At 62.5% G+C, this 10,927-nt stretch carries 15 protein-coding genes; 4 read left to right on the forward strand and 11 right to left on the reverse strand.

All coding sequences use genetic code 11. From position 1 onward, the window contains the following. Positions 1 to 691, forward strand: a 691-nt coding sequence (locus tag AC1D1P_RS05785) for a lysylphosphatidylglycerol synthase domain-containing protein (RefSeq protein WP_477672364.1), incomplete at its 5' end; no start/stop codon positions are given. Between the two features lie 148 nt (positions 692 to 839). On the opposite strand, the gene AC1D1P_RS05790 is transcribed toward AC1D1P_RS05785, so the two are convergent. Next, complete coding sequence (locus AC1D1P_RS05790) at positions 840 to 3,596, reverse strand: hypothetical protein (RefSeq protein ID WP_477672365.1); 2,757 nt, start codon at positions 3,594 to 3,596, stop codon at positions 840 to 842. Between the two features lie 340 nt (positions 3,597 to 3,936). Here AC1D1P_RS05790 and AC1D1P_RS05795 point away from each other — a divergent pair, with 340 nt between their 5' ends. Further along, positions 3,937 to 4,167: a SlyX family protein gene (locus tag AC1D1P_RS05795; RefSeq protein ID WP_457282270.1), complete on the forward strand. Its 231-nt coding sequence runs from the start codon at positions 3,937 to 3,939 to the stop codon at positions 4,165 to 4,167. Between the two features lie 13 nt (positions 4,168 to 4,180). Here AC1D1P_RS05795 and AC1D1P_RS05800 read toward each other — a convergent pair whose 3' ends face one another. The 5 genes from AC1D1P_RS05800 to AC1D1P_RS05820 all read right to left on the reverse strand — a co-directional run bounded on the left by AC1D1P_RS05800 (position 4,181) and on the right by AC1D1P_RS05820 (position 6,227). Further along, positions 4,181 to 4,693, reverse strand: coding sequence for an SRPBCC family protein (locus AC1D1P_RS05800; RefSeq protein ID WP_477672366.1), 513 nt, complete (start codon positions 4,691 to 4,693; stop codon positions 4,181 to 4,183). Continuing rightward, positions 4,680 to 5,063 (reverse strand): ArsR/SmtB family transcription factor, encoded by a 384-nt coding sequence (locus tag AC1D1P_RS05805; protein WP_477668188.1) that lies wholly within the window; start codon positions 5,061 to 5,063, stop codon positions 4,680 to 4,682. The genes AC1D1P_RS05800 and AC1D1P_RS05805 overlap by 14 nt, the downstream gene beginning before the upstream one ends. 83 nt (positions 5,064 to 5,146) lie before the next feature. Further along, complete coding sequence (locus AC1D1P_RS05810) at positions 5,147 to 5,521, reverse strand: GFA family protein (protein ID WP_477668189.1); 375 nt, start codon at positions 5,519 to 5,521, stop codon at positions 5,147 to 5,149. Continuing rightward, positions 5,518 to 5,964, reverse strand: a complete 447-nt coding sequence (locus tag AC1D1P_RS05815) for a hypothetical protein (protein WP_477668190.1) — start codon at positions 5,962 to 5,964, stop codon at positions 5,518 to 5,520. Before AC1D1P_RS05815 ends, AC1D1P_RS05810 begins: the two co-directional genes overlap by 4 nt. 86 nt (positions 5,965 to 6,050) lie before the next feature. Continuing rightward, the gene (locus tag AC1D1P_RS05820) at positions 6,051 to 6,227 is read right to left on the reverse strand and encodes a DUF3606 domain-containing protein (protein WP_477672367.1); all 177 of its coding nucleotides are present in this window, start codon (positions 6,225 to 6,227) and stop codon (positions 6,051 to 6,053) included. A gap of 127 nt (positions 6,228 to 6,354) precedes the next feature. On the opposite strand from AC1D1P_RS05820, the gene AC1D1P_RS05825 reads away from it, so the two are divergent. Continuing rightward, positions 6,355 to 6,597, forward strand: coding sequence for a hypothetical protein (locus tag AC1D1P_RS05825; RefSeq protein WP_477648985.1), 243 nt, complete (start codon positions 6,355 to 6,357; stop codon positions 6,595 to 6,597). 118 nt (positions 6,598 to 6,715) lie between these two features. Here AC1D1P_RS05825 and AC1D1P_RS05830 read toward each other — a convergent pair whose 3' ends face one another. Both AC1D1P_RS05830 and AC1D1P_RS05835 read right to left on the reverse strand, forming a co-directional pair. Continuing rightward, the gene (locus AC1D1P_RS05830; protein ID WP_477668192.1) at positions 6,716 to 8,161 is read right to left on the reverse strand and encodes a DHA2 family efflux MFS transporter permease subunit; all 1,446 of its coding nucleotides are present in this window, start codon (positions 8,159 to 8,161) and stop codon (positions 6,716 to 6,718) included. A 320-nt stretch (positions 8,162 to 8,481) separates the two neighbouring features. After that, entirely contained in the window at positions 8,482 to 8,859 is a 378-nt protein-coding gene (locus AC1D1P_RS05835; RefSeq protein WP_477672368.1) for a VOC family protein, read from the reverse strand. 230 nt (positions 8,860 to 9,089) lie between these two features. Here AC1D1P_RS05835 and AC1D1P_RS05840 point away from each other — a divergent pair, with 230 nt between their 5' ends. Continuing rightward, positions 9,090 to 9,485, forward strand: a complete 396-nt coding sequence (locus AC1D1P_RS05840; RefSeq protein ID WP_477668194.1) for an EF-hand domain-containing protein — start codon at positions 9,090 to 9,092, stop codon at positions 9,483 to 9,485. Positions 9,486 to 9,547: 62 nt separating this feature from the next. Here AC1D1P_RS05840 and AC1D1P_RS05845 read toward each other — a convergent pair whose 3' ends face one another. From AC1D1P_RS05845 to AC1D1P_RS05855, 3 genes are all read right to left on the reverse strand, one after another. Then, entirely contained in the window at positions 9,548 to 9,874 is a 327-nt protein-coding gene (locus AC1D1P_RS05845) for a hypothetical protein (protein WP_477672369.1), read from the reverse strand. 83 nt (positions 9,875 to 9,957) lie between these two features. Beyond that, a complete protein-coding gene (locus AC1D1P_RS05850; RefSeq protein ID WP_477668196.1) occupies positions 9,958 to 10,398 on the reverse strand; it encodes a hypothetical protein in 441 nt (146 codons plus the stop codon). 115 nt (positions 10,399 to 10,513) lie between these two features. Continuing rightward, on the reverse strand, positions 10,514 to 10,927 hold a 414-nt coding region (locus AC1D1P_RS05855), incomplete at its 5' end, for a CorA family divalent cation transporter (protein ID WP_477672370.1).

Here is a 10,927-nt window from a genome sequence, read left to right on the forward strand (position 1 = left end):
GACCTGGGCCATTGCGGTCACCAGCTATGCCTTTAACCTGAACCTGGGCTCGCTGGTCGGCGGGGTTGCGCTGCGGGCGCGGCTGTATGCGCGGGCGGGGCTGGACGAAGCCACCATTGCGCAGATCGTGGGCCTGAGCCTTGCGACCAACTGGCTGGGCTATGGGTTGGTGGCGGGGAGCCTCTTTGCCGCCGGCGCCATTGCGCCGCCCAGCCAGGCGCACATTGGCGCCGCGGCGCTGCGCCTGCTGGGCGTGGTGATGGTGCTGATTGCACTGGGCTACGTGGTGGCGTGCGCGTTGGCGCGCGGGCACGCGTGGCGGGTGCGCGGGCGGCGGCTGAATCTGCCTTCGGCGCAGCTGGCCCTGGTGCAGCTCGGAATTTCGGCCAGCAACTGGGCACTGATGGGCGCGGCCATGTATTTGCTGCTGGGCCAGCAAGTGCCCTACACCACGGTGCTGGGCGTGCTGATGGCGGCGTCCATCGTGGGGGTGATCATGCCGATCCCCGGCGGGCTGGGTGTGCTGGAGGCGGTCTACCTGGCGCTGCTGTCGGGCAGCGTGCGCCAGGGGGCACTGATGGGCGCGGTGCTGGCCTACCGCGCGCTTTACTACCTGTTGCCGCTGGCGGGCGGGCTGGTGCTGTATGCGCTGCTGGAGCGGTATGCGTCAACCCACGCTGAAGCCCATTAGCCGAGGTACCGCCTGGTGATCGACATGGCGAGCATGACGGTTGTTGCCTTCCCCTCGATTGCTATCAATAACGTAGCTGCTTGCGCCCGTTCATAAAGGGCTGCAGGCCAAAATGATGCCAAATCGGCCCGGCCAGGCACCACACGCACTACCTGAATATGCGGGAGCCGATCAGCACGCCCAGCTTCCGGTAGCTTTCCCACTGCGCTTCGTCAAAGAACTGGTCAAACGTGGTTTGCTGCGGGAACGACGGCTTTTTGGTCTGGTATTCAAACAGGTCAAGGGGCGCGCCCTTGATCAAACGCGGCTTGAGCACCAGCAAGATACTTTCAGAGGGCTTGCCCGGCTGGCTGCTGGCATAGCGCACGCGGTAGAGCAGCGCGCACTTTTCGTCGAGCGGCGCCAGCGGATCGGTTGCCGGGCGCAGTTCAGATTCGTCGCGGGCGAAATAAGGCGCCAGTGTGGCGGCATTGGGTGCAAGCCGGGGAACCGCGCTCGGCCCGACACATTCAAACTCGGCACCGAAATCAATGCGTGCCAGGCGCATCAGGTTGGCAAGGTCTTCAAAGCTGTAGTTCGGGTCTGCGCCGCAATCGCAGCAGACGATGAAATCCACCCGCCTGCGCAACAGCTCGAAGACACCGGTGTTCTCAAAGTGCCCGCCGTCGCTCAGGTACCAGTGCGAGCCGTCCGTGCCCAGGAAGCGGGCCCGCAATTCGCACTGCAGATAGCTCTGGTTGCGCCATAGAAAAAAAGGTGTTTTGGTGTCCTTTTTGCCGGAGTCCCACCACCAGCCCAGGCGTATGTTGGTGATGGTGAAAAGCATGGCCTGCCCCAGCGAGGTGCCGCGGCCCAGCCCTGTCGAAAATGCCGCGCCCGACACGCCCACCCATTGGCCGATGGACAGCTCGGGCGGCGCCCGCCTGGCGGCTTTGGCCTGCGTGCCTGCAAAATTGCCGGTCTTTGCATTCCAGAGCCGGCCGTCCACGGTGATGCCCGCGGGTGTGACTGCCAGCGGCAGGCCCTGCCTGTCCCGCTGGGTGAGCTGGTCGCCGGTGCCCGTGGTGGCATTGATGGTCACGTTGATGAGGTGGGCCGGGCCCAGGTGGTCGTTGCGGTAGTAGGCCTCGCGCGTGAAGTCGTCGCTTGCATCGGCTTCGGTCACGTCCATCTTGGGCCGTTCCGATTCAAACCGTGCCTTGTTGGACGCCCCCAGGTAGGCACGCGTGAGGCGCGCACCGTACATCACCTGCAGGCTCGACAAATTGATGAACCCCAGAAAGTAGCCCGCTACCGCCACAGCCAGGAGGCAAAAAACAATGGAGATGACGGGGTAGAAGTATTGCCAGACCCATGATGAGTCCGCGCCAAAACGGACCGTGGTGAACATGGATTCGATCATCAGCTGCCCAAGCCCCGGCAGCGGCGGCTGCATGCCAAACAGCAGGGCCGCGGCCGCGCAGTTCCAGGCCACGGCCAGCAGCAGGGCCAGCGCCAACCCGACGGCGCCAAGCAGGGTGTTGAGCGGCAGCCTGCTGAGCAAACCGTCTTTTCCGGGCTGGGCCAGCACCGGCGCAAACTGCTTCACGGCCGCCACCAGGGCTGCGACCACGCCGGCCACGCTGAAAACAGTGAGCGGTGTTGACTGGCTTGTCGCCAGCCAGAGATACAGCGTTTGCCCCGCGGTTTCAATCAGCGCCAGCACGGCAATGATGAATGAGTACGTCAATACCCGCGAAAGCCACCGTGTGATGCGGTTGCGAAACAGCCCGGGTGATTGCTGCGGAAGGTACTTCGCCACAAAGAACACGCCCAAAGAAAAAGCCAGGATGACATCGATCAGCACCAGCAGCAAAACGGGCACCGGAACAGCCTCAAGCAGTGACCCGGCGCCGGCGGCCGGCGGCGCTACCCGGCTCCAGAAGACACAGGCAGCCAGCACACCCGCGGCCAGCAAGCCGGCGGCCGCAAGCGCTGGGGCGGGGATGGCCGGCAGCGGCGCTTTCCTTGCGCCGGCTGTACCGGCGCCGGAAGGCGAGGTGTCCTGGTCGAGCCAGTAGGCCGCGCCGCACGGTATGACCGCAAGCACGAGCCAGATGCCCAGCACCCCAAACCACGGGCTGAACCAGATGTCTCCACCCTTCAGCGGAGGCCTGGGCTGCATCATGGATTCCAGCGTAAGCCCCAGCGCATGAAACCCCTCCCAGGGAATCTGCAGGCTGCCGTAACGCAGGGCAAACATCAAAAGGAAGATGGTCAGCAAGGTCACGCCGATCACGTAATGCACCGCGCACAGGTTGCGGATGGCAATGGCGATGTCGTAGAGAAAGTCACCGGTGTTGTTCGGTGCCAGGTAACGCCCGTTTTCACGCAGCCAGCGCAAGGGGCGGTCGGGCATCTGGGTGAGCGCGGTCTGGACCTTGCTCAGCCTGCCGGGTGGGTCGGTCGCGAGTGCTTCGTAGGCCTCGGTGGCCAGCACTTCGGGCGCGGGCGGCGCAGGAGGTGTATGGGGCGCCGCAGGCGTGAGGGGATCGCGGGGGCGAAACAGGGCCGAGAAAAAACTGCCGGTGTACCCGCCCCCGCTGACGGTGGAGAGAAAGTCAAAACGGGCAAGCAGTGGCCAGGGCTTTTGCCGGTCTTTGGGGCTGCTTTCGGGCCCGCTTTCTCCCGGGAGGTTGAACCCGGCTTTTGCCAATGCCTGCAACACGCCAAGGCAAAAGGTGGCGCTGCGAATGCCGCCGCCCGACAAGGCCAGGCCCCACAACTCCTGGGGCGCCGTGCCGCTGGCATAAATAAAACTCCGCCGGAAATCGATGGCCTTGCGCTCTTCTTCTTGCGCCCCCTCCTGCGCCTGTACCTGCGCCTGTTCCGGTGTGACGGGGTTTCCAGTGCCTGGCTCGGTCATATCTCGCCTCCTTGGGCAAACAACACAGCTACCGCATGGGCTTTGAAGACGGCTGCTGCGTTGCCATGAAACGCGACGCCCTGCAAAGACTCAGGCGAGCTTAGGCAGGCGGTGCGGGAAAGACAAGGCTCTTATTCCCACAAATCGTATCGAAGCAACGCGCAGGCGGCGGCGCCAGCGAAACCTGACAGCTTCATCACCCGAACTGCTATCAATAACATAGCTGATCGCGCCCAAACATAAAGGGCTGCAGGCCAAAATGATGCGTAAATAATTGCTGTGGAGGCCGCTGGAATGCGTGGGCGCCCCTGCCCCGCGCAGCTTCATGTCCAATACAGGCATGGAACCGACGAACGACACACCCCAAACCGACCAGCGCCTGACGGCGCTGGAGATCAAGGCCAGCTTTACCGAAGACCTGCTGGACCAGCTCGACAAGGTCATCGTGCGGCAGCAGCAGCAAATTGATGCGCTGGTGCGCGAGGTGGCAGAACTGAAAGCCGGCCCGGTGCGCGACGGCGACGTGACGGTGGGCCGCAGCCTGCGCGACGAGCTGCCGCCGCACTTCTAGGCCCACGCGCTGCTCAAGCGCCCAGATGGGCGGCGAGCTGGTCGAGGGTGCCGCCGTAGCCTTGCGTGAGCGACGGCTTGAGCTCTTCGAAATACTGGCGTTCAGCCGCAAGCTCACCAAAGGGTCGCGCGCGCAATGACACGACGGTGCTTCCGTTTTTCTCGGCGAAGGTCACGGTGTTCTCAATTTCCAGGGGGCAGGCTTCGCTGAATGGCGCGCGCGCAATGCCGCAGTGTTCGTTGGCAAACGAGTTCAGCCACACGATGCGTTCACCCGCGGCGATTTCACGGTAATTGAACCGGCCCCACATCGTGGGTGCGCCCGGAAACTTCATGGCGTAGTGAAAAAACCCGCCGGGCCTGAACTCGAAACGCAGCAGGTCGATGGAGCAGCCCTTGGGCCCCCACCATTGCTGGATGCTGCCGGCCTCGCTCCACGCTTTCCATACGCGCTCACGCGGGGCCTTGAACACGCGGTCGATCAGGAACGGGGAAGCCATGGCTGCCTTGACGTCATTTGCGGGCATGTTTCTTTCCTTTTTTGGGGGTTGACTGAGTTGACTGGGCTGATGACGTGGATGTGTCCGGCTGCAAAAACGCATCGAGCCTGTCGAAGCTGTCTTCCCAGACATTGCGGTACAGCGCCATCCAGCTGGCGACTTCTTTCAGGGGTGCGGCCTCCAGGCGGCACGGCCTGGTTTGCGCCGCTCGTCCGCGAGAGATCAAGCCTGCCCGCTCCAGCACCTTCAGGTGTTTCGAAATGGAAGGCTGCGTCATGTCGAAGGGTGCCGCAAGTTCATTGACCGTGGCTTCGCCGGAAGCAAGCCGGGCGACGATGGCGCGGCGGGTCGGGTCCGCGAGGGCGGCGAACGCCTTGTTGAGGGTGTCTGGGGTCATTACATGGCCAATCGTTTATATAGCTGTTTGGCTATATTAAGGCGATCAAAAGAGGATGTCAACGGCTTGCGGCTTGGGCTCAACTACCAGAGGTTCTTGCCGTCGATCACCGTCACAGGTGCTTCGGCCGCGTCAAACCCGTCAAAGAGGCGGGCATTGACGCCGATGCGGCGGGTGGTGCCGTCCCAGCTGCCGTCCATCTCGAATGCGGGGCTGTCTGAATAGGTGGACACGCCGCATTCGGCGCAGAAGTGGTGGTCTACCAGCTTGGTCTGCCAGCGGTAGATGGCGTCGCCATCCGTGGGCGTGGTGACATGGAACTGCCCGGGTGTGTAGTACGCCAGCAGCGCACCGCGCCTGGCGCAAAACGAGCAGGTGCAGCGCGTCAGCTGCGCGGGGATTTCGCCGTCAATGCGAAAGGCGTTTTTGCCGCAATGGCAGCTTCCTGTGATCGTCATGCGCCACCTCCTCGGACTGTTGCATCGCCGTCTTCACCTTCCCCGTATTCGTCGTCTTCTTCATCCGTTTCATCTTCTTCATCTTCATCGGCCACGACGCCGGCAATTTCCTCTGCTCCGCCTGCGGCCAAGATGCCTTCGCCCTCTTCATCTTCTGCTTCCGGGTCTTCATCGCCGACGACTTCCCCTTCTTCCAGGAAGTCGGCCTCGTCCATTGTCCGGTCAGGCAGGATGTCGGCATCAGGCCGCTCATCGCCGATGACACCGGCACGCTCGCCGGTGCCGGCAGCGTCGCTGTCGCTGGCCAGCTCTTCGTCGCTGTAGGCACCTAGCGTGTCGCTGCCGGTGTCTGAACTGTCGCCCGGGCCGAGCGACTGTGTGTCTTTTCCGCGCATCCACTGTTCGGGCGGAATGCTGCCACCCGCAATGCTGCTTTTTGCCATGCTGTGCCTTCTTTCATGCTTGTACCGGCGCGAACCACGCGCAATGACGATGGGAAAGGCGCCAACCGCCGCCCCTTGAGATGGCGCTATTTTTTACCCAGGTACTGGCGCACGGCGGAGGCTGAATTGCCGACAGCCTTGACGGCGTCGCRCAGTTGCTGCTCGGTGCAACCCAGGGTTTTGGTCCAGTCGCGAACCTCATAGTCCTGCCCCAAGGCGATGAACCTGCGGTCCGCGCCGGTTTTGGTTGTGTCATCAGCCATGATGCATCTCCTAGGGAAAAAACGAATGCTAGGACAAAATGTCTGGGGTACCCTGTAGGACAAAACCCGTCACGCAGGCAGTCCACTTTCTGACACCGGCTGACATCTCCAGCTCCAGGTGCACGCCATGTCACTTCCACCGGATTTCAAGCCTTCAGACTTTTCCATCGGCTCCATCAGCGACCGCCAGCTCGTGAACCTGGCCAAGCTGGCCGGTGCCATGACGGAAGGCGACGCGCTGACGCCGGAGCTGCAGGAGTTCACCCTGCTGATCATGGAAAAGTGCGCCGACATCGGCGACAAGTACAAAAGCCAGAAACACGGGCGCACCGCCGGCGACGAGATTCGCGCCCTGTTCGGGGTTTACTGACCACTCTGTGGGCGGCAGACCCACGCCGCCGTCCCTGTCAATTCGCTACCAAATTAATAGCTGCTTGCGCTTATTCCTATTGGGCTGAAGGCCAGTTTGATGCATAAACCAGCCGTGGCTAGCCGCCGGCTTCCGTCGCCGGGTGCGCACCCGGCACTGCAGCGCCCGTGCGAAGCAGCACGGCAGCCAGCAAGGCTGCACATGCCGCAAACACCGCACCGATGACAAACGCCAGCTGGTAGCCGCCATTGAGCGCCACCACGGCATCGGCACCCGCACCGGCCAGCGAACCGGTGCGCGCCGCCGCCAGGCTGGCCAGCACCGCCAACCCCAACGCGCCGCCCATCATGAAGGAGGTATTGACCACGCCCGAGGCAATACCGGACTCGGCTGGGTCCACGTCGCTCATGGCGGCCAGCAACACCGGGTTGAAGGCCATGCCGGCCCCCAGCCCCAGCAGCAGCATGCCGGGCAACACGTCGAGCACAAAGCCGCCGCCCACCGGCGCACGCGCGAACAAGGCCAGGCCCAGGGCGGCCAGCAGCAGGCCGGCAGACAGCGGTGCGCGTATGCCGAAACGCATGACGATTTTGGCCGACAGGCCGAGCGAGAACGCGGCCATGATCAGGTTGGCGGGCAAAAAGCCCAGGCCGACCTGCAGGGCGCTGTAGCCCAGCACCAGTTGCATATACAACGCCGAAATAAAGAACCAGGCAAACATGGCCGCGGCCCACAGTACGCCGACCACGTTGGCGGTAGCGACGTTGCGCAGGCGGAAAAGGCCCAGCGGGACCAGCGGTGTCGTGACCTTGGCTTCGATGGCCAGGAAGATCGCCATCAGCACTGCGGCAACACCCAGCAAACCGAGTGTCTGGCCTGACAGCCAACCGGCTTCGTTGCCGTTGACGATGCCGTAGACCGCCAGCATCAGCGCGGTGGTGACGGTGACGGCGCCCCACACGTCAAGCCGCGCGCCGGTGGCCTGCCCCTTGCCGCCGGGCAGCAGGAACAGGCACAGCGCAAACACGGCGCCGCCTATGGGCAGGTTGACCAAAAAGATCCAGTGCCAGTTAAGCGAATCGGTCAGCACGCCGCCCAGCAGCACACCGATGCTGCCGCCGCCGGCACAGACAAAGCCGTAGACACCCATGGCTTTGGCGCGCTCGGCCGGTTCGGTGAAGAGGTTCATGATGAGCGACAGCGAAATCGCCGACACCACCGCGCCGCCCAGGCCCTGCACCGCACGGGCCACCACCAGCAGCACCTGCGAATTGGCCAGGCCGCAGGCCAGCGAGGCCACGGTGAACAGCGTGAGCCCCGCCAGGAACAACCTGCGCTGGCCATACAGATCGCCCAGCCGGCCGCCCAGCAGCAAAAAACCGCCGAAGGTCAGCATATAGGCGTTCACCACCCAGACGAGCGAGGTCTCGGTAAAGCCGAGGTCTGTGCGGATGGATGGCAGCGCCACATTCACGATGGTGGTGTCGAGCACGATCATCAGCACGCCCAGGCAGAGCACCACCAGTGCCCACCAGCGCTTTCGGGTTTCCATGTTGTGTGTCATCTGCAGTTTCTCCCCGGTTCAATGAAGGTCGATCGGCGTCATCAGCGGAATCAATTCATGAGGCTCGTCTGGTTCGCAAACCCGGATGCTATCAAATCAATAGCTGGTTGCGCGCGTTCATATTGCTCTGGAGATCATTTTTATGATGAACACGCCGCAGGAGCGGTGCGGGGTGCCTGTGTCCTACAAGCGCAGCCGGATTTGGCGGATAGAARCCGGGCATCCGGCTGGCTAATTTAGCGGTCAGGAAACGGGAGCACCGTGGCCCTCCCGGCACCCTGGCATAGCCCCGGCATGGCGGAAAGCAGGCGCCGGCTGGATCAGCGGTTGAGAATATGCAGGATGTTGCCGTCCGGGTCCTTGAACCAGGCGCCTTTGAAGTCGCCCGCGACATGCGCATCGCCTTGCCGCGTCATGCCGGGCATGTCGTAGTGTTCAAACACCACGCCTTTGGCCTTGAGCGCCTTCAGGATGTTGTCGAATTCGTCGCCCACGCCCCACGTGGCGGATGTGGCCTTGTTGGTGCCGGCGAAAGACGAGACATACACCACCACGGTGGCGGTGCCGCTCTGGTAGGTGAGCACGCCCTCTTCGGCGGTGTCCAGCGGCGTGAGGCCGAGCGTGCTTCCATAAAATTTCTTCGCCGCCGCAAGGTCCCTGACGGCGATGGTGGCCATGGCGTTTCGGTTGGCAAGCATGATTGGATGATGGCTCCTTTCAGTTGCCATGTTTGTGGCGGCGCCGGGGCATGTCAACCCTGGCCCAGCGGGAAAAATGTGTCCTTGTGTACGTGCACCGGACTCCGCATGCAAAGAAATGTATCCACGCTCCGCCGGCAGGTAAACCGGCGCAACACCCTGCAAGAACACTGGTATTGGGTACGGGGATAGCATCCAATGGTGACTGACCACACTCCCTTAGGAAGCCCATGCACGCGACAACCAACACCCCCACCAATACGCCTTCCAGCCTGAACCACCACCGCATCTGGATGCCGGTCTCCTTGCTGGCCCTGGCCACCGCGGCAGCCTTGCTGGCCGCGCAGGCACAAGCCCAGACCGCTGAGCCGGCCATGGCAGCGCCCGCTCCCGCCGCCGCGCCCGCTTCCACGCCGGCGCCGACAACAGTCACCTATTACGAGCCCAAAGACCTGGAGCGCGCCTTCAAGTTCATGGACAAAACCGGCGATGGGAAGGTCAGCCGCGACGAGGCATCGAACTTTCGAGGCGTCTCCAGGCATTTTGACGAGGCCGACGTCAACAAGGACGGTTTTCTCTCGCGTGAGGAATTCGACAACGCAATGAACCGCAGCAAGGCGCGTTGAACCAGTTGAACATGCACATCGAAGTGTGATGCAAAGGCAGCGAGCCGTCTTCCTGGAGAAGATCAGGCCGACTCATCGGCATGATGAGTGACGTTCCTGGCCCAAAGCGAGAGCGGCCTGAACTTCGAGAAAAGCCAGAGGCCGAAAACACAGGCGGTACCAAGAGCGGCCGTGAGAAACCCCGTCATCAGAATGCCTACGACGGGCCCAAGCACGAAGCCCATCACTCCGTATACCTGCCGGCCGTTCCACTGCACCGTGTTGAAACCGAATCCAGCGAGAACGCCAAACACCACACAGAGGGGCAACAAGGAGAAAACCAGGCCGATGAAGACCAATTTGTAGACGGAGCCCACATACAGACGGGTTAGCGAAATTCGTGTGAACAAGGGAGCTCCTTTTTTTTAAAAGCGCAGCGTTTGACAAAGATGAAGACCGGCAACCGGCGAGGCCCACCATGGGGTCAGCCGCCTCACAGGGAGCATCGGACGCCCACCACGATATTGACGCGGCCGGGCTCCCAATCCGTCTCGCGCCAGCGGTACACACCGGGCGCCACGACCGTGAGTTCCCACTCGAGTGGCCGGCCGGATTCCTTGAGACGCTTCTCCCCCTCGTATTGAATCACCAGGGTAGTTGGGCCCGCAGACAACACTGTGGCGCGTGAGCCTTCGGTTTCCCCGAGCGCTGTCTTCCATTTGCGATCGTATGTGATGTCCAGAACCGTTCCATCCCGGCTGAGCTGCATGCGCATTTTGAGGTTGCCGGGCGCGCACGCGGGCTCGGTGTTGTAGCTCTCGGCCCAAAGGCCCGCGAGCTGGTTCGAATCAAAGGGAAAAGACGCGGGGTTGGCCGCGGCGTGTGTCACGCTCGACAACAGCAAGGCAAGGACAGAAACAAAAATTTTGAACATGGGTAACACGCAAAGGGTTGGATTTAGTGGATGAGCGACCGTTGCAAATATCGCACATTCTCATAAAAAGCCGCGCCCGCCCGGCGGATTCCACCAACGAGATGACCCATGAACGCTATTTCTTCCGGTAAACATACCAGGCCGCGAAGGCGGTGAAAACGCCAATGATCCCCACGATCACCATGAAGCCGTGAGGATGTTCTGCCAGGGGGATGCCGCCCACATTCATCCCCAGCAGGCCCGCAACAATGTTGATGGGCAGCGCCAGTACGGTGACCATCGTCAGGATGAAGACGCTGCGGTTGGTCTCCTCGCTGACCTGTGCGGCAATTTCTTCTTGCAGGAGCTTGATGCGCTCCTTCAGCTCGGACATGTCCCGGATGGTCAATGAGAATTCTTCCGTCGCCTGGCGGAGCTCCTCCAGGTCGTGCTCGCTGACCCATGGCGGCGGCAACCGCAGCAGGCGGAAAAGCGCACCGGGCTCCGGCGCGAGCAGCCTCTGCAGCCGCACCAGCACCCGACGCAGCTT

The organism is Polaromonas sp. P1_E1_2, from assembly GCF_056406035.1.